Origin of the sequence: Saccharibacillus sp. JS10 (genome assembly GCF_024436065.1) — a bacterium.
In the GTDB taxonomy this organism is placed as follows: domain Bacteria; phylum Bacillota; class Bacilli; order Paenibacillales; family Paenibacillaceae; genus Saccharibacillus.
In genome coordinates, this window is the sequence record NZ_JANFNS010000003.1 from 138,736 (window position 1) to 158,339 (window position 19,604).

Sequence of the window (19,604 nt, forward strand, 5' to 3'; positions counted from 1 at the left end):
CCCTACTATAGCACAGCGAAGTTACGGCTTCCATTCGATTTCGGCATATTCTTTATAAACCTTGCCGTAATTATTGATCGTCAAGGTAATCGGTTGCGCGATGTCTCCGTCACTCAAACTCAACGTTCTTTTCACGATCAAGCGGTTATTCTTAGTTATCGTTTCTATACGTTCGAACCCTTTCCACTGATGCGATATTCCTTTGGCGTCAACGAATGTATCTTCGAACATCATCGGAGACGTGTTCAAAGGGTCTCCTTCCGCATACTCGCCTACATCTTGTTCCAGCGTGAACGTTTTTTGCGAAGCATCTACCGATATATTTACGCTTCCATCTCCACCAGATAAAATTTCGCCCTTCTCTGTATCAACGACCATATTCAGCTTTTCTTTGTCTAATGTTGCGATTCCATCGATCGAAAAAATAATCGAATCCGGCTTTGATCGTTCGGCAAGCGCATCGAAAATCAAACTCCGTTGTCCGTCACTTGATTCGTCTTTTTGCAAAAACACAGGAATATGGGTTTGAGCGGATCTAGGAATTTTCGTTTGACCTGACCCGTTCACTTTCAGCTCCGGTGTATCCAAATCAAAAATCCGCTGGCTATTCTGATCGGCGTATCGATAATCGACATACGTACCGAGCGGCGAAAGTTGAACTTGCTGCACTTCAATCCGCTGACCGTCTATCACCAGTTCCTTATCCACTTTCAACGTTTCCACTTGATTCAGCAGGTCTTGCGAATTAAATTGAACCGGAATTTCAAATTCAGTCTGAGGCAGATTAACTCCGCTAAATGGATCTTCATGAAGTTCGACATTGGCGCTGAACACCGCTTGATTCGGGTAATTCACGTCCGATTGCAGTTTGTTTTCGATAAAGAAATATTTTTGCTCGCCGGGACGTACGACGTCTGCATTGCTACTCACCCAAGACGTTGGAGCTTGCTTTCCAAAATCGATCCACGGGTTTTTCAATCGCACCTCTTGATCGCTATCGTTACGTAATTCAGCAACTAGATAAAGTTTGCGATTATCCATCGCCGCTCCTTTTAAAGTAAGGGTGTAACTGTCTTTTTCTTGCTTGGCATCGATAGATTGGAAATAACCTTTTTTGATTCCTTCGAAAAAATGAATGTCCATGCCTACAGAACGATAATCGTCGATTGATAAATAGCCCGGTTTTGCCGGCGTAGGTGATGGTTTTATCGGAAGGTTCGACTTTATCCCAGCAGTAATCGGATTTGAAATCGGTGCATCTTGCGCTCCCGGCATAAGCGAAGCGGACAACGCAATCACGGTCGCGGCTGCCGCTGTCACAATGCCTGCTTGATAGAAGGTTCGGCGTTGCTTCGCACGCTTTTTGCCTTTGGTCATTCCTTGGCGCACCGCTTCGTTGAGCTTAGTTTGATCGATATGACGCGCAGCTTGCTCCGTTTGTTCAGCGTCACTTAGCAATTGGCGCTCTTGATGATCGGTCATCTTGGATTCCTCCTCAAAACTGACTTATACAAAATTTTTAAGTTGCTTCAGCCCTTCGCGTAGCCATGTCTTGATCGTACCTTCTGGCTTGCGTAAAATTTGAGCGATCTCGCTAGCGGTTATGCCTTGATAATATTTCAACATGATAGCGTGGCGATATTTCGGCTTCATTTTGTCAAAAGCTCGCTCCAAATCTATCCGATTATGACTTTGCATCTCGCCTATACCGATGCTGCGTTCTGGAAATTCGGAAGTTGGAAAAGAGCGCTTGCGACGCCTTAACTCATCCATGCAGCAGTTGATTACAATACGGATCAGCCAACTTTCGAATACGTCTGAATACGTCTGAATTCTTCAATTTTTTGCGCTTGATCCAAGCGCGGCAAGTTGCTTCTTGCACAGTTTCGAGCGCGTCGGCTTCACTGCGCAAATAACTGAACGCGATCGCATATAATTTTTGATGTTTGGACGTAATGATCTGAAAAAAGTGTTCTTCTTCGGTCGTCGTATGTTCTTTGTCTGTGTGTTTGATATAGGACGCCATCTTTTCCATAATCCCCTCCTGCTGTGGCTGCTTGAGCCGATGTGTATAAGACGCGGTATCTTACAGAAACGATTGATTTTTTTGAAAAAAGTTAGAAACCAAAAAAAAAAAAGACGACCCTTTCCATCAATGAAGATGAAAAAAAACCGTCTTTATGATACATTTTGCAACTCTATTGTTTATTTTAGCTTCAACTCTTGATGATCAAGCACTTCTTTGTTGTACGACAAAATTTTGAACGTCAGCGGCTGCGCGTAATCCATTTTTTTGTATTCATAAGTCGAAATCGTGGACTTACTGGATGGGAATATTTTTGTTTCAGAACCTCCATTTTCATCCATAAACATGGAAGTCGGGTACTCGGTACCCTTTGCATCTGTAAATGTACGTCCCAAGAACAAAGTAGAAGGCCAGTCGCTATTTTCGATATATCTGCTTGCATCGATCGGATAATGGAATTGTGCGACTTCATACCCTTCCGAGCTTGGACTTACATTGACCGTTATGTCGTCATCCGGTGCTTGCAGCACTTTTGACGTTTCCGTGTTTACGATCAGCTTCTGTTCTTCGCGATCCAATGCTTCGATTCCGTCTACGCTGAATACAACAGAATCAGGGTTTCTTGGTAGCGACGTATTGAAGGTGAATTTGAAACGTACTGAATCTTCCGTCAGATGTTCAATCACGCCTCCGGCAGCGCCGAGACCGCTTTTGAATTCAACGGTTTCGCCGTCTTTGGTTATCATCAGCTTAGGTGCAACTAATCTCGAGATGTTTTTGGTGTTTTTTTCGTCAGGAACCAATACGATATATCCTCGGTTCGGAGTAATCAGCGCTTGTTCGACATGCAGCATTTGTCCGTCTACGGTCAACGTCTGCCCGGCAGCCAGATTCAACTCGCCTTTTGAACCATTCGGGTCGACTTTCACGTCAGCTTCTAGAACGGCAAGCTCTTTACTACCTTTATCATAACCGGGATTTAGCGTGCGGCTGTACAAGGGTGCCTCTAATTTGAAAGATTCCAGATTTTTCGTCTCGCTTGAATCCAATTCGAATGTCGCGTAACCGTATAGACTGCCATCGATAAAGTAGTCTTTGCGATATTCTTGAGACCCGATCTGCTTGCCCGATTCGTTTTTGAGTACGCCTATACTGATTGCAGTGGAACGAACGTCTTCTCCGCTGATTTCATACAGCAGCGTGAGTTTCTGGCTGTCTCGCACGACGCCGTACAAATCCAACGTAAATCCGTCTTGTTCGACTCTAACGTCAAGCGGTTCCACTTCTTTTTTGTCCAGCGCATGTCTCAATACCTGGTCGCCTGTCACGCTAGGACGAAAAATTTCGTATTCGCCCCATTTGCCAGTTACGCGAGGCTGGGTTTGTGGCGTAGGTGCCGCCACGATTGCCGCGCGAACTAGATTTTGACCGCCATCTGTCGCGATAAATACGCCTGTCGCGAGCGCAAGACTTGCTACTCCCGCACCGCCGTAACGATAAATTCGTTTGCGAGATACGGATTGTCCCTGATTCACGCCTACGCGAATCGCGCGCATCAATGCCGCATCGCTTACTGATGTCCGAGTTTTCTCTTCACGAGTGGCTTCTTTTTGGAAAAGTTGTTGAATATGACGGTCTTCCATATTTGATTCCTCCTGTGCCTGTGATTGATATGGATTTTCGTTACAACCATTGCCGCATCTGCTTAAGTGCTTTGTGCAGCCACGTTTTGACAGTGCCTTCCGGTTTATTCATGACTTTGGCAATATCCGCTATCGTCAGATCATGGTAATATTTCAAAATCACGACGTGACGATACTTCGCGCTCAGCTTTGCGATCGTCCTCTCCAGATCGATCCGATGCGAGCTGACCATCTCCACTTGCTGATCTTCTCCGGCTTTGTCTGACGGTACGACCCTTTTGCGTCTTCGAAGTTCGTCCATGCAGCAGTTAATCAGAATCCGAATCATCCAGGGTAAAAATGCCGCATCCTCTTTTAACGATTTTCTTTTGACCCAAGCTTTGCATGATGCTTCTTGAATGACTTCCAGCGCATCCGCTTCGTTATGAAGATAACTGAATGCGATTCCGTATAATTTTTGCCGATGCTGCGCGATCTTTTCGATAAATAGTTCTTCGCTTCCAGCTGCTGCATGTGCGCCTTCTTGCTTGAATTCCATAGGTGTGTCCACCTGCAACCCCTCCTACTTCCACGCGTGTCTGTTGATCTAATCGATTATGTACTATAGACGGCACTTCAGTAGCAAACGGTTTTCGTTTTTGGAAAAATAAACAAAAAAAGCTGGAGCCCTAGGCTCCAGCGATTTGTAATCAAGGCTTTAAAGTGATTTCTTGTTCGTCTTTGACGCCTTGCACATAATCTTCGATTTCAAAAGATAGAGGCTGAGGGTAATCACCTTTTTGAATATAAAAGGTAAGTTTATTTTCTTTTCCTTCGCCCCTCGTCTCTTGTACCGTGCCGTTAAGATCGGTTGTGGTATAAGGCTTACCTTCGTTATCGGTAAAGGTCTGAAGCAAACTGAGCGAACTGGATTCGCCGAAATCGTCTTGTTTACTTGGATAATACAGTTCAATTTGCTGAATACCGGACTTTATCGATTTAACGTCTACTTTGAAGTTTTCGTTAGGAGCTTCAACAATCTTATTTGCATCCGTATCGATCACAATATGCGCGCTTTCTTTGGGCACATATTGAACACCTTCGACTCCTAATACAATCTGATCGGGATCGATGATTCCTTTTTCGTTTGTAAATCTCATATTCCAATCCGCGGACTGCGTCAGATCCAGTTCTTGGAGCTTCAAGGCTCGGTCGCTATGATTCAACTGTAAATAAGGAAAGGCTAGACTGGATATTTTCCCGGTGTTGCTAGCGTCTTCGTCCAAATTTACATAAACGGATAACGGAGTAAACAATAGCTTATGAATCTGCACCGTCTGCCCAGATACGGTCAACTTTTTAGGTTGTTGGAATACGACTTCATGCTCCCCCGTATCTGTATCGATTGGATTTGCGCGAAACGAGATTTGGGAGTATTTACGCAAGTCTTCGCTATCCGATAGTTCTCTATGACCTTCTATCGCTTTCAAGTCGAAATTTTGCAATTTACTGCTTGTTTCGCCCTTAAAATAGAACGTAGCATACCCGTATGTTTCACGGCTGTCGTCTAGATTGAGTTCAGTGACCCCGGTACTGGACGCAAGAATCTGACCATTTTCTTGATCCAATAATTGCATTTCCGTAAAACGAGCGTCTTCGCGCGTATACAATACCGTTAAACTCTGACTATCGCGAATCACGCCTTTGATTTGAATCGAAGAATTTTTTTGCTGCGCCGGCGTATCTACTTGTTCGATTAAACCGCGCTGCATCGCACTATTCAGTACACCTTCTTGACTCAGTAATTGGCTAAAAGGCGCCCAAGGTTTCGCTACCGCTACATTCGACTCTGCCGCTTGATTCCCTTTGCCGTGATCGACTACCCCCTGCAACTGATCGCTTCCAAGCCAAAACAACGTGACAACGGCGACCATAGCCGCTACCGCCCCTCCGTACATCCAGCCTTTACGGATTCTTCGTTCTCCGCTTGCCCGCTGTATCCCTCGTCTGATTGCTGCGCTACGCTGCGCCGCAGAAGGCATAGCTTGTTGCTTTCGAAGGCTTTCCGCTTCTTGCCGCATCAGGCGTTCCATCCGATCATTCATTTCCGTGTACCCCCTTTACCGTTCTGGTCGGCTTCGAGTTTGATTCGCATTTGTTTCAGACTTCGGTACAGTCGGCTTTTTACCGTACTCTCGGACTTTCCTAGAATTTCTGCAATCTCGGCAAGCGTCATATCGTGATAAAAACGCAAGATCAAAATATGTTTATATTTTTTCGGCATCCGTTCCAGCGCGGCTTGCAGATCCAAATGGTCGTTACTTTGCATTTGCGAGATTGAAGAACCGATCTGATCTTCGCGAATATGCTCCACCGGAATCACTCTTTTGCGTCTTCGAAGTTCGTCCATGCAACAATTAATCAAAATACGGATGATCCATGAATCAAATAATTTCTCGTCTTTGAGCGATGCCCGTTTACGCCAAGCGCGATACGAAACTTCTTGCAAGATTTCTAGCGCATCCGCGTTACTTCGTAAATAACTGTAGGCGATTCGATACAGCTTGCCGCTTTGCCGGTCAATCCGTTCGAAAAACAGTTCTTCTTCGCCTTCACAGACCCGCTGCTCTGTCTTTTCCCAATCCAACGTTTCTGCCACCTGCTTCCCCCCTTAATAACCTTCGTGGCTATGACGGGCAATTTGCTATATAAAGTTTCATTTTAGTTGTAAAAAAACAAAAAAGCCGCAACATGCTCCTCTATAGGATACATGTTGCGGCTAAATTTGATCGAATGCGTATTATCCTTTAAGCTCGCGCTTTGGGAACTCTTCCATCCATTCCCGTAGCAATGCCGGGTTTAAATCCGCAGGTGACGATACATGGTGATCGGCATCCGGCAACGTTTCTTCGGTGCCAATTCCGACTGCCGGCATTCCGGCGCGGTGAATCGAAATGACGCCCGCTTCGGCGTCTTCAATCCCGATACAACGCAGTGGATGTACGCCGACGCCTTCGGCAGCGTTCAAGAAAATCTCGGCATCCGGCTTTTGCAGATCGACAGCACCTGCATCTGCGACGTAATCGAACAGATCCGTCACGCCAAGACGATCCAAGACGGTCGGCGCATTGCGACTTGCCGAAGCCAAAGCGGTCAAAATCCCGTCGCGGCGTAGCGACTTAAGCAGCTTACGCACGCCCGGCAACAACGCGTCTGGTGTGAGCGTCTGAAGCAATTCTTTGTACCGCTCGTTTTTTTGATCGGCAAGCTTCATCAGTTCGTCTTGAGTGAATTGACGATCCCCGTTTTGCAAAATGAGCTTCAACGAAGCCATACGATCGACGCCTTTGAGCTTTTCATTATATTCGCGGTCGAATGGGATATTCAGCTCGTCCGCAAGTTCTTTCCACGCTTGATAATGAAGTTCGGCAGTATCGGTAATTACGCCGTCCAGATCGAACAAGACCGCGCCCAATACTCGGTTCGGCAATGTCAGTTCGGTTTCCAAATCCGCAACAACGCCGAAGTGTTCGATTTTGACTGGATCGCCTTCAAGAATCCGGTACGTCGTCGATTCTGCCGACATACTAATATATAGCCGTCGTCCTTGCCATTTCAGCGAAAATCCGCAGCGTTCCCATTGACTCGGCAATACAGGGCGGAAGCTGAGCTTGTCCGGGTCTTGCTTCATTCCGGCAAAGCCATGCACGATTGCCAGACGGCTACCCGCCATTGCAGCGGCATGAATCCCGTCTTTGACGTTGCCATGCGTGTCGTCCAAGTCCAGACGCGCCGTTTCCATAAAGAATTCGTAAGCTTGATCCATATAACCAAGTTCCGATGCGACCATCGAATGTACGCAAGCGGACAACGAAGAATCATGCGTCGTTAATCCTTCGTAATAGAGATACGCACGTGCTTTCTCCGCTCGTTTGAATCGATCCGGTTGCACGTGGAACGCTAACACCAGATCGGCTTGCTTCAATACTTGATGGCGATAGATATCCATTGGATGATAATGCAGCAGCAGCGGGTATTTATCTTTTGGCGTATTGGCAAAATCCCAAGGTGCTTTGTGCAAGAAACTATCATCTTGCCCGATCATGCCTTGCTCGCGGTAGATAAACATTTCTTCTGCCATTTTGCGCCATGATCCGATCTCCGCGTCGCTCACTTGCAGACGGTCGCATAACTCCTCGCAGCGACCTTCGTGCATTTCTTTCATTTCTTCCATCAATTTGACGGTGTATTCGAACTGATCTTGTACCATGACGTTCGTATACGCATTGTTGTTCACAAGAGCGGTATACTCGTCAGGGCCTGTTACGCCGTTGATGCAGAAGCCGCGCCCCGGGATAAAGCTTCCGTAACCTGCGAAGAATCGGCTTGTTTCAATTAGAATCTCAAGCCCTTCGCCGTATTTATAATCCACATCGTTAACAGCTTCGTTATAAATTTTGATGGCATGAGCAATATCGGCATTGATATGAATTTGCGCTGTTCCGGCAGGGAAATACGCAGAAGTTTCTTCGCCGCTGATCGTACGCCACGGGAATAGTGCGCCTTTGAAGTTCAATTCTTCGGCACGTTTACGCGCTTCCGGCAAAATATAATACCGGTAATCCAGCAATTTGCGCGCAATTTCCGGTTCGGTATATAAGAAGAAAGGCAATACATACATTTCGGTATCCCAGAAATAATGCCCTTCGTACCCTTCGCCGGTTAGTCCTTTTGCCGCCATATTGGTACGTCCGTCTCGACCAACCGATTGGAACATGTGGTATGCGCTAAAACGCAAACCTTGCTGAAGGGCATCATCGCCTTCGACGATAATGTCCGCAGACAGCCAAAATTCGTCAAGAATCCCTTCCTGCACGACCGCATAGCTGTCAAAGCCACGTTCCCAAGCTTCGTCCAACTGACGAATTCCTTCTCTCCAGAGATCGCCTGTTTTCGGTTCTTCCGAAGCGTTATAGACGACATACTTTTCCAATACCACTTCTTCGCCGGATTGTGCCGATACGGTAAACCGCTTTTCGACTCGACCGCTTGAAGAATCGGTTTCCAGCTCATAATCAGCGCCTGTTAATTTATGTTCGGCTGCACAAGACACATGGAATCCTGTCACCCGCGTGCGCTGCATAATGCCCATATACGTTTTATCTTCGCGCATCTCAAGTGTCGATAATACCGGACCGGAGAATGACGAACCGGAACGCGGATCTCCTGACGACGATTGGTTAACTACATTACCGTCGATCTCGGATTCAAACCGAATTTTGCCGTCAAAATTCATTGGCTTAACCGTACAACGGAACAGCAGCAGATGCGGATCATCTAGCGATGCCATCCGTTCGAATGTAATTTCAACTTCCCGACCTTCAAGCGAACGCCACTGAATCGTACGCGTCACAATTCCTTTTCGCATATCCAGTTGACGCCAATACCCGAATAACGTTCCTTGGAACATATGCACCGGTTCATCTTCTAGCCAAATACGGATAATTTGGGCGTCCGCTACATTCAGCATCGTTTCGCGATCTCGCGCAGAACCATACGTTTCTTCGCCATATACGATTGGAGCGGATTCGTAAAATCCATTGATATAGGTTCCTCGAAGTGACGTTCCAAGAGGGCCATAATACCCTTCTTCAAAATTCGCACGAATACCGATATACCCGTTGGCTACAGCGAATATCGTTTCGTCTCGTAAATTTTGCTCCGTATCCAGCGTATGCTCGGTCACCGTCCACGGTTCATAGGCATAGATCGGCCCATCGGATAAATGCTTCATCTCGTATCCTCCTATTGCTTGGTCTATGACTTTTTTTCCTCTGCAACACATCTTAACTTATTACCCACCTCGGTTCGGGTAAATAACTTTGTTGAGCGTAAAAGACGGCAAGAATCACAAAGTTTTTTAATGGTAACGGATACATTTTAAAAATTTGCAAAAAAAGGGAGCCTACGCCGAAGCGAAGACTCCAAGTCAGGGTTTGTTGAAAGGGCTTACAATTGCATTATAAGCTCCCTTGCTCCTTTTGTGAATCCCTAATTTTTCAAATTAGAGAAGATTTTTTTTGGATTTCTTGTTCTAATTTCTTATGAGCACGGATCGTTCAAATTTATATTTAAGATTTGAACTCCATAGCGTCTGCTTCTTCTAATACTTTTTTCATCATCGGTACATAGACGTCCCAGTAGAAGGCATCTTCGCTACCCGGTCGATCCCAAGTGAACCAACTTTTGAAAGTCGGCCAACCTGCATATCTGCGCCAAAATGGATATTCGTCGTGATCTGCATAGTCGCCAGCAAAATAATAACTGACTTGCCCGACTGCCGGAGCTACGGTCGCGCCAAACGGCAAGGTAGCGTTGGAACTGCTACTTGTAACTTCCCGTCGAATCACAGCAGGGAAACTTTCCGCTACACCATGCTCGGCGAGTAGTGCACGTCCATTCCCTGTTAACCGTAGATCGTAATTCGCAAGGACTTGGCTGTCAGAAGAAGCCGTTACAATATCAAACCAATAGTTATACCGGTTTTTCGGGTTCATCCCGAGCAATTCTTGACCGTCTTCCGTAAAGGCAATGCATGCTCCGCCTTCGGTTTCTTCGCCTTCGCGTAGTACGAATAGATCCCCATCATCTTGCACGAACAAAAATCCCGGACCTTCGTAATTCCATGTATTACCCGTCATTTCTTTGTAGCGGTTGGGAACCCATGCCGGAACTTCAACGCCTGCTGCTAGATCCGGGAAGTAACGAGCTGTCCAGCCTGTCCACTTCATCCCAAATAGCGCGCTGGCACGGTCTCGCACTGCATCCTCGGTAGGTGCGGCAACCGAATTGAATTCCGCAATTAACATCGCACCGCGCGAAGCTGCCGCTTCAAGAACGTTCACATCTACCGTTTTCATACCGCCTTCTTGCGAATCCGGCGTTTGTCCACCGGCATTCGCTGGCACTCCCGCTTCGTTACCTGTATCGGCATCTTCTTGATTTTGCGATTCCGCCAAGCCATACGTATCCGCAACATAAATCAGCTGCGGCGTTTCTTTGAGCTCACTTAACATGCGTTCGGCTGGGCGTTGACCATTCTGGATCGGGAAATTGCCGTAATAATCGCGATTATATAGATACTTTTCTCCATCCGGCATCCGGTATTTTTGTTGATTCAATACCCAAAACAATCCTTTGTGTTCGCGATAACTATCGTCATTAACGGTTTTGTCCAGTACGGCGATCGACAAACTTTTTGCCGGCTTTACTTCCCAAATGATCCACGGCAACAGCACAAGCAGCATTAATGCAGCAAGACCGAACCAAAATCGAGGAAATGTTTTTTTTGTTTTCAACTTCGGTTCACTCCTTTTTCTCTGTTGCCGCTGGAGGAGGTTCGGTGATGATCCCTGGCTTTTTATTAGCGCCCAGTACGTTGACTCGCGTCATCTCGCCCCAACCATGCTTTTTGCCTCGGATCGCTTGGAATAAACCGTGTGCTCGCCAGAGCGTCAACACCGGACGGTACCAGAACGACTCGGACAATGCGTACCCAAACATTTTCATTACATCTCGAATCCGATTGTAGTTATGGAAACGCCATTCTTCGAATAAAACAGCGCCTGCCGAGACAAGCGAACCGAAAAGCAACATCATAAGGGCAAGCGATAACGAAACTTGGATATTGATTCGATCCAGGAAAAAACCAAACAAAACGGTGATATACCCGAAGATTTCCACTAAAGGCCCTAATAATTCGATAAATAAAAACATCGGCATCGATAACATTCCGACACGTCCGTAACGCGGATTGAGTACCATATTTTTGTGTTTCCAGATACTTTCGAACAAACCACGTTGCCAGCGCGTGCGTTGACGACGCAAAATCGTAAAGCTTTCCGGTGCTTCCGTCCAACATACCGGCTCCGGCACATAAACGATGCGGGCTTTACTTTTTCTTCGGCGCATTTCGGCGTGCAGACGTACGGTCAGCTCCATATCTTCGCCGATCGTGCCTGTTTCATATCCGCCTACGTCAACGACCCATTTTTTATTGAATACCCCGAAAGCACCGGAGATCAGCAGCAACATATTGTAGCGGCTAAGCCCGATTCGTCCCATCAAAAATCCTCGCAGATATTCGATTACTTGCATCACGACAATCGGATTCTTCGACAATCTTACATTATCGCTACTGAGATAGCCGCTATCGACCATGCTTCCGTTCGCGATGCCGACGCTACCGCCGGTCGCAATGATTTCTTCGCCGGGACGCGCATCCATGATCGGCTTCACGACTTTGATAAAAGCATCCGCATCCAGTACGGTATCGCCATCAAGCGAGACGAAATACGGATAACGCGATACGTTGATCCCGACATTCAGCGCATCGGCTTTGCCGCCGTTTTCTTTGTCGACCAGCACCAAGTTCGGATGACGTAATGAACGATACACGCCCCGAATCGGCTTCGTTTCACGCTTGAGCCCCGCAAATGGCACGCGACCTTTAACTTCCGACATATCGAATTCTTCGATCATAATCTGAGCTGTCCGGTCTTTTGATCCGTCGTTTACGACAACGATCTCAAATTGCTTGTAGTTGATTCCCAGAAGCGAGCGAACGCTGCCGACAATATTCACTTCTTCGTTGTATGCCGGAACGACGATACTCAGCGGAGGTACCAATTCGGTTTCTAGCACCGTGCTGTATTGGATCGGGCTAAGATCGCGGTCACGCCAAAGACTTTTCGCTGCGGCTGCATACATAAAAATATATACGGCTGCGGATAATCCGACGTAAACCATGATCGTATAACCTAAAATTTGATGCCCCAGCGTAAACCATTCAAACCACTTGTCGTTCATACGCCCTCCTTTCCAGAATCTCAATCGCCATGTCTTTGGCAAAACGATCTGGGTGATTTTCGGCAACTTGGCGAATTCGTTCAAGCCCGCCTCGATAATTCGATAACGATGCCGCCGCTTCTCTACGGACTTCATACGAACGGTCTGCCATCATCTGCTCCAAATAGGGAGCAAAACGTTCTTCGCGTACGGCTCCCGCCAAGCGAGCATACATCATCCGTTCCGGCCAGATCACAGCATCGCCTTCTGCCATACGTGATTCTAACCGATCTGCCGCTGCTTCGTTCATATAACCGAAATTCGCCAAAGCTTTAATAGCCCGGATACGCGTCTCGGTGTCCTCGGAATTCATGCACCGTTCTAACAAATCCAATACTTCTGTCGTTCGAACATTGCCAAGCCGGAGTGTATCCAGTTCACAACGTTGAATCCGCACGGGAAGCTGATCGAATTCACGAATCAACCGCTGAGCAAGTTCGCCTTTGATCGGACGAAGCACTTGCATCAATTGCAATTCCGAAAAGCGCTCGGCTGCCAGTTCCAAATAATCAAACGTTTCTTCGATTTGCAAAGACGATAAAGTACGAATAAGCAAAAAGCGTTCGTCGTCATTTTTTTGATCAGGATCCAGTTTTTCCAGACGCGCAATCAGCTGATCTTTGAGCGAGACGATATGAAACTTCTCAATATGCAGCAGCACGTTCATTCGGTCGCTCCAACGTCTGCGGTTGAGCAAATATTTGTACTCTTCAGCAAAATAACTTCCAGCAAAATCGAAAATCCGCTGCTTTTCTGTCTCGGATGCGCCTACGTTCAAGCGATCCAACAGCGCTTCTTCCAAAGCTTCCCGGCGAAGCCCTTCGCCGCTACCGGGCGCGTTCAGTTTTCGCGTGCGATCGCCGCTACGCAAATAATCGTCTAACGCCGAAGACTTCGCGGAAAATAATTCGACGGCTTCTTTCACTTGTTGCCGATGCCGCATCCGGCGTACTTTCCGCTCGACCAAATAAAATAAAACCAACAATATCGCAAATACGATGACGGCAATTCCGATCCATAACACGCGTAAAAGTTGAGAATCGCTCATCGTCATAGCATTGCCTCGACTTTGCCAAGCAATCTGCGTACGCGTGCTTCAAGTTCGATCATGCTGAACGGCTTCGTCATATAATCGTCCGTTCCTGCCCGAATCGCTTCTGCGATCCCTAATTCATCGCCAACGCCAGTCAGCATAAGTACCGTATACACAGAGTCATAATTTCCGCTACGCAATCGGCTGAGCACTTCCATTCCGTTCATTCTTGGCATCATCCGATCTAAGATCAGCAAATAACGAGCATGCTCTCGATGCCAAGGATCGCTCAAAAATTCTTCGCCATCGGAAAACGAACGGAATTCCGCGCCGAACTCTTCTTGGATATTTTCAAGCTGTCTTTCCAAAATGGTACGAATCAAAGGATCATCGTCGATGATTGCCAAGCGTAGTTGCCGCGGTGCTCCTTCAGAAGAAGAACCTTCATTCCCGTTGGAAGAATGTCTTCCCGCGTTTTGTTCCAGTGCTTGCAAAGCTCCTGCCAATGCTTGTTGACGATTTTTTCCGTATTCCACATCGATAACACCATACACAGGGCTCACATCGTTAGGTTGGACTACGCTTTTGATCCGTTCACTTGCAAGGATCGTCTGTAAAAATTCAGTGCTTTGCTCGCTGCCCAGACCCGGTTGCAATAGGTAAAAGCGATTGGCACGGTCACGCGCCCAGATATCTTGCGGTCGCAATCTGTTACGTACCTTATCGGAAAAGGCTCGAAGCACCCGGTCGCCTTCACGGTATCCGGTTCGTTCATTCAATTGACGCAGACCGTCCAATTCAACGGCTGCTAAAGCAAAAGGCTCTCGCGATTCATTGTCCGAATCGATCTGACGCGTCAATTCACGCTCCAAAAACGACATTCCGTAAGCTCCGGTCGTCTGATCCAGCAGCAATTGCCCTGTCAAACGACTACGGCGACGCGTCAGGCGACGGATACGCACCACAAATTCTTCAGGATCGATCGGCTTGGTCAAAAAGTCGTCGGCGCCATTCTCATAAGCATGAAGCCTCGTCGCTTTGTCGGTCTTGCCTGTAATCAGCACGACCGGAATCATATACGTATCGCATAACTCGCGCAGTTGCTCCATGAGTTCAAAGCCGGATTGTTCGGGAAGCAGCACATCCAATACCGCACAATCCGGTCGCATTTCGTAGAACCACTCTACTGCTTTGTCAAAGCGCGGCGTAGCAAACACAGTGAACCCTTGTTCTTCCAGCACGTCTTTGAGTAGCGCCAGCAAACTCAGATCGTCGTCAAGCAATAGCACGGTTCCTTCCGAAGATTCTGACTTTGCAGGCGGTTCCGCCAGAGCTTGAGACGAAGAAGACTCATCCTGCGCTTTCGATGCTTCAGATGCAGAAGACTCTTTGGAGTCCATAATTTCGGTGCTACTGATTTCGGCTTCTTCATCGGCAAAACGTTGTTTCTCTTCTGCAAGCAGCTGCGATAATTGCGATAACTGACCTGCCAATTCTTCTCCGGTAAAGACTCGGTCGCCATGTTCGCTAAATTCCGTAATTAATCTCAGCGAAGCGTTATACCAAGTTTGAAGACCGATCGTGCCCGAAGTGCCTTTGATCGAATGCAGCATCCGGTACACGGAACGCTCATCGCTTCGCGCAGTCGGGCTTAATAGCTTGTCCAAATTGCTGCCGGTCTGATCGATAAATAACTTCTGATATTTATTCATGTCTATTCTCCTTCATCTTCGGTTGCAATCTCCGCAATCGCAAAGTGGGTATCTACTTCGATTTGCAACACATCCAGACCGTTTGTTTGTAAAGAAGCTCTAGCCAGCGGCTCGCTCGGCAGCGGCAATACCAATTCTGCTTTGGATGAAGTCGAAGACATCATCCGTTGACCCAATGCCGATAGCTCATGAATCGTAAAAGGCTTACGCAAATAACTCTCGGTTTCCGATTCGCTATGCCCTTCAGGTGGATCAAGTGCCGAAGAAACAATGATCGGAACATTGCGGAATTGTGCATCGTTCGTCAAATAGCGGATAAAGTCCCAACCGCTAAGTTCGCCCCCAAGCGACAAATCGACGATACATAATTTAGGCGAAGCTTGACCTTGCCGCTGAGCTTCTTGCAAAGCGAAGATCGCCGTCTCTGCTTCCGAAAACAGACGAACTTGATTCGATTCGCTGCGGAATGCTTCTTCGATCAATACGCTCAGGCTTTCATCGTCTTCAAGCACTAACACCGTATTTTCTGTCGCGGAAAGCTCTACAGCAGGCAATGCAAAACGGAATGTACTGCCTACGCCAAGCGTCGAATCGAACGAAATTTCGCCGCCTAATCCTTCAATCATTTCTTTTACGATCGCAAGCCCAAGCCCCGTACCGCCAATCTGACGGCGATCCGAATTATCGACTCGGTAAAACTTACTGAACAATTGGGATTTGGATTCTTCCGGAATCCCGAGTCCGTAATCGCGAACTTCTACGATCCAATTGGCTGCGGAATTTGAGGAATCCAACCGGATTTCGCAATCAACGAAAAGTTGGTTAGGCGAATATTTGACCGCGTTGCTCATCAGATTATGAAGCACTTGCTTCAACCGATCCGCGTCGCTTTTGACAATACAAGCTTGCTCCGGCATGGTCAGCCGCACTTGATGTCCTGCGCGTCCGTCCCATTGCGCCGCAATATCAGAAGTCAGAACTTTAAGATCAATCGGTAACAATCGATACGATTGTTTGCCTGCTTCAATACGTTGTAAATCAAGGAAATCACCGATCAAACCGGATAATCGCGTTGCTTCGCCATGAATCGTGCTCAAATACTTTTGAGCTTTCTCAGGTTTGACGCTACGATTCAACATGATCTCGGCAAAGCCTAGAATACTTGCAAGCGGGGTACGAAGTTCATGCGATACCACGCTAACGAACTCGTCTCGCAATCGATTGGCTTCTTCTTCTTCGGTTCGATCGCGGAATACGAATAAATGTACCGTTCCCCAAAACACGTCTTCCACTTTCTGAACATACACTTCGAAGTAGCGTGCCGCTTTCCCTTTAGGTTCAAACGCGTACCGCGATCTTGTACCGTTCAATCCAGATGCCAAGGCTTCGCGAATCCGCTCTCCGCCGCCGTCTTCAATGCCGTATTTTCGGTTCATTTCATCGACGGAGTCCGCAAAATTCCTGCCGGAGCAGAAGATCGGATCTAGCATCTCACCCGTGATTTCGTTACACATCAAAATTTCGCCTTCAGGCGAGCAGACAATCAACGCTTCGTGAATCGAGTCGATCACTTGCTGCGTCGAGTCTCGTTGATTCAGCAAATTACGTTTTTCCGTCTCTAAATCAAGATTCAGACGTTCCATTTCTTCGCTTTGCTGCTGTCTTTCGGCTTGGGTAAGCTGCGCAACCAATGCACCAATAAATTGACGAATCAATCCGAGCGTCAATTCTTCTTCCCCTTCGATAACAGGTCGATCTCCATAGATCGTTAGCAACAAAAATCCAGCCGGAGTCTCCTGATTTCCCCCATCGTATACCGGATAATAGGTATCGACTGCCGTTTCATAAGCACTATGAGCGCCAGCTTCGGCTCCCGACACCGGACGTCTTCGAGTAACCGGACGATTCGCCAAAATCGCTTGCATCGCGGGCCCCGCCGGTTCGCCTGTGAATATCGCTTCCGATGAAGACGGGTATCCACTGCTATACAACAGTTCATAAGCGTCTTCGCCAAAGCGTGCTCGGAATAGATCTTCTGTCGATAGATCGGGATGTTCACTTCCGAATGAATCGGTATTCCATCTGTCGTCCGACTGCTTGTTTCGATCTCCACTACGCATCACCAGCATTGCAGCATCGCGTCCCGTCACGAAAATCAATTGCCCGATCGCTTGATCCAAAAAGTCGCTAAATTCGGTAAGCCCCACTAACGAGCGCTGATACGTATTGATCGCTTCTAATTGTTCTTCGCGGCGAGTCAGACGTTCAAGCGCGCGTTCCAATTGACTGCGTTGCTCCGTGATCTGTTCATTTTGCGCTTCAAGTTCATCGTTCTGCGCTTCGAGTTCTTCGCGTTGCTCTTCCATTTGGAGCAGATTGTCTTGTAGCTCAGCTTGTCTGCTGCGAATTCCTTCTGCCATTCGTCCAATGCCTTCGAACAAACTTCCGATCTCATTGCAATGAACCGAAGCATCAAGTTCAGCACTTTCGCCATGTTCAATTCTGCGAACCGCAGATTCAGCTTGAATGACAGGTTCGATGAACGATTTTTTCAAATATCGAATCAATAACAACGCCGTTAACAATGCCGCAACCAGCGCGACAATCGGTACGATCAACACTAGACGCGCAAGCATTCGACTACGATCCGTTTGTTCTACGATCAACCCTCGTTGTTGCTCGACCAATTCAGCGAATTCCGCTTCCATCTGGCGCACGAGCGCGCTGCCTTCTGTTTGAGACAATGAAGCGAGAGCTTGCTCGTCTCCGGCTACGATTAAGCGTAAAGCTTCTGTGTAATAAGATTCGAATCGATTATTTAACCCTATCAAAGCATCCATGTTCGAGATTTGCTGATCTCCTGCGTTTAATTCGCCTAGCAACCCTTCGTACTGCGCTCTCGATGCCGAAGCTTGCTCTTGCAAATCTTCTCTTCCATATGCCGCGTATGCACGTAAATAAGAAACAGATTCCAAAAAAGCACGTTCTGTATCTTGAAGCACATTCAGATGGTCGATTCGATTTTCGAGTTGCTCCGACATATCCGCATATTGCCGATGGATCACTAGCTCCGCTGCTGCGAGCAAAACACCCAGAACTAGAAATAAAGCAAGCGTCCCATAAGCAATCCGTCGATACAAACTTCCTTTGACGGTGCGGATCATGAAGCAGATTCTCCGGTCAGCTCATGCACGATGTTCACCAATTCGACAGGGCTGAACGGTTTGGATACGAATCTTGAAGCACCCGCTTGCAGCGCAAGTTGGCGATCTTTTTCTTCGGCTTTTGCCGTTAACAAAATGACCGGTTTATCCGCGTTAATTCCGCCTTCGGCGCGTAACCAGCGACAGACTTCGATTCCGGTAGCTTCCGGCATCATGTAATCAAGAATGATCAAATCGTATTCGCCATAACGCAGACTATCCATCGCGAGTTTGCCATCTTCGGCTTCGTCGATATCGAACCCTTCTTCTTCCAACGTCTCTGTGAGTAAAAAGCGCAGCACCATTTCATCTTCAGCGATCAATATTTTTTTGTTTGCCAATTAGGCTCCCCCGTTCAGTTCGGTCTTCCGGGTATTTGGAAACCGATGGAATTTGCATAACTATTCTAATCTTACCCCAAATTGAGGGGGATCAATTCTATAGTCTTCTATCCATTATGTTATAATAAAAGTGACGTCTATAGGGCGCATTTTATACTTTTGTTCATTAATTCTTTTATAGAGAAGAGGCTTGGATATGATCGATTGGATCAACTCTATCTTTCATCAATTTTTTGCTTTGAATCCGATCTTGTTAAGCGTGCTGTTCACGTTGTTTTTTGCCGGCATGGCTTTTATGGCGCTTTTTTTACGAATGAAGGCGAGCAAAAGACCGCTGAACGCGCGTAAAATCATGATGCCGCCAATCGGTATGGCAACGGGATTCTTTATGTTTATTATTCGGGATATTCAGATTCCTTGGTTAGGGGCTTTGGCGGCTTTTCTGGTCGGCTGGTTTTTGTTCGCGTATCCGCTTATTTTGGGGACGAAGTTCGAACAGATCGGCAATGATCTTTTTGTAAAAAGATCCAAAGCGTTTCTGATCATTCTTGTCGTGTTGATCGTGATTCGCTTGGCGCTACACGGTTACGTCGAGCAATTCGTGACGCTTCCGCAGACAGGCGGGGTGTTCTTTATTCTTGCATTCGGGATGATCTTGCATTGGCGCGTGAATATGTTGATGCGGTTCAGACGGATGACGCGTGGGATGCAGGCGGGTGCTGTAGAGGTTTGAGCGTGAGAGGCGCTGCGCTGCGGGAGA

15 protein-coding genes are annotated in these 19,604 nt (G+C 47.2%); 1 reads left to right on the plus strand and 14 read right to left on the minus strand.

Annotated elements, in window-relative coordinates:
* Positions 1 to 21: 21 nt before the first annotated feature.
* The 14 genes from NOM90_RS11135 to NOM90_RS11195 all read right to left on the minus strand — a co-directional run bounded on the left by NOM90_RS11135 (position 22) and on the right by NOM90_RS11195 (position 18,844).
* Entirely contained in the window at positions 22 to 1,482 is a 1,461-nt protein-coding gene (locus tag NOM90_RS11135; RefSeq protein WP_255942033.1) for a hypothetical protein, read from the minus strand.
* A 24-nt stretch (positions 1,483 to 1,506) separates the two neighbouring features.
* Positions 1,507 to 1,773: an RNA polymerase sigma factor gene (locus tag NOM90_RS19235; protein ID WP_305120992.1), complete on the minus strand. Its 267-nt coding sequence runs from the start codon at positions 1,771 to 1,773 to the stop codon at positions 1,507 to 1,509.
* Complete coding sequence (locus NOM90_RS19240) at positions 1,766 to 2,035, minus strand: sigma factor (protein WP_305120993.1); 270 nt, start codon at positions 2,033 to 2,035, stop codon at positions 1,766 to 1,768. Before NOM90_RS19240 ends, NOM90_RS19235 begins: the two co-directional genes overlap by 8 nt.
* Before the next feature lie 170 nt (positions 2,036 to 2,205).
* Entirely contained in the window at positions 2,206 to 3,669 is a 1,464-nt protein-coding gene (locus NOM90_RS11145) for a hypothetical protein (RefSeq protein WP_255942034.1), read from the minus strand.
* Positions 3,670 to 3,709: 40 nt separating this feature from the next.
* Positions 3,710 to 4,219, minus strand: a complete 510-nt coding sequence (locus NOM90_RS11150; RefSeq protein WP_370866597.1) for a sigma-70 family RNA polymerase sigma factor — start codon at positions 4,217 to 4,219, stop codon at positions 3,710 to 3,712.
* A 139-nt stretch (positions 4,220 to 4,358) separates the two neighbouring features.
* Positions 4,359 to 5,753 (minus strand): hypothetical protein, encoded by a 1,395-nt coding sequence (locus NOM90_RS11155; protein WP_255942035.1) that lies wholly within the window; start codon positions 5,751 to 5,753, stop codon positions 4,359 to 4,361.
* The gene (locus tag NOM90_RS11160) at positions 5,750 to 6,307 is read right to left on the minus strand and encodes a sigma-70 family RNA polymerase sigma factor (RefSeq protein WP_255942036.1); all 558 of its coding nucleotides are present in this window, start codon (positions 6,305 to 6,307) and stop codon (positions 5,750 to 5,752) included. The genes NOM90_RS11155 and NOM90_RS11160 overlap by 4 nt, the downstream gene beginning before the upstream one ends.
* A 141-nt stretch (positions 6,308 to 6,448) precedes the next feature.
* Positions 6,449 to 9,442: a beta-phosphoglucomutase gene (gene pgmB / locus NOM90_RS11165; RefSeq protein ID WP_255942037.1), complete on the minus strand. Its 2,994-nt coding sequence runs from the start codon at positions 9,440 to 9,442 to the stop codon at positions 6,449 to 6,451.
* Between the two features lie 337 nt (positions 9,443 to 9,779).
* Positions 9,780 to 11,006, minus strand: a complete 1,227-nt coding sequence (locus tag NOM90_RS11170) for a hypothetical protein (protein ID WP_255942038.1) — start codon at positions 11,004 to 11,006, stop codon at positions 9,780 to 9,782.
* Between the two features lie 7 nt (positions 11,007 to 11,013).
* Positions 11,014 to 12,516: a glycosyltransferase family 2 protein gene (locus NOM90_RS11175; RefSeq protein ID WP_255942039.1), complete on the minus strand. Its 1,503-nt coding sequence runs from the start codon at positions 12,514 to 12,516 to the stop codon at positions 11,014 to 11,016.
* Positions 12,497 to 13,609 carry a HEAT repeat domain-containing protein gene (locus NOM90_RS11180; RefSeq protein WP_255942040.1) on the minus strand — a complete coding sequence of 371 codons (1,113 nt, stop codon included), beginning with the start codon at positions 13,607 to 13,609 and terminating at the stop codon, positions 12,497 to 12,499. Before NOM90_RS11180 ends, NOM90_RS11175 begins: the two co-directional genes overlap by 20 nt.
* Positions 13,606 to 15,300, minus strand: a complete 1,695-nt coding sequence (locus tag NOM90_RS11185; RefSeq protein ID WP_255942041.1) for a GGDEF domain-containing response regulator — start codon at positions 15,298 to 15,300, stop codon at positions 13,606 to 13,608. Before NOM90_RS11185 ends, NOM90_RS11180 begins: the two co-directional genes overlap by 4 nt.
* Positions 15,301 to 15,302: 2 nt before the next feature.
* Positions 15,303 to 18,464 (minus strand): ATP-binding protein, encoded by a 3,162-nt coding sequence (locus NOM90_RS11190; RefSeq protein ID WP_255942042.1) that lies wholly within the window; start codon positions 18,462 to 18,464, stop codon positions 15,303 to 15,305.
* Positions 18,461 to 18,844 (minus strand): response regulator transcription factor, encoded by a 384-nt coding sequence (locus tag NOM90_RS11195; protein WP_255942044.1) that lies wholly within the window; start codon positions 18,842 to 18,844, stop codon positions 18,461 to 18,463. The genes NOM90_RS11190 and NOM90_RS11195 overlap by 4 nt, the downstream gene beginning before the upstream one ends.
* A 196-nt stretch (positions 18,845 to 19,040) precedes the next feature.
* Between NOM90_RS11195 and NOM90_RS11200 the strand changes: the two genes are divergently transcribed.
* Entirely contained in the window at positions 19,041 to 19,577 is a 537-nt protein-coding gene (locus tag NOM90_RS11200) for a CcdC family protein (protein ID WP_255942045.1), read from the plus strand.
* Positions 19,578 to 19,604: the final 27 nt, after the last annotated feature.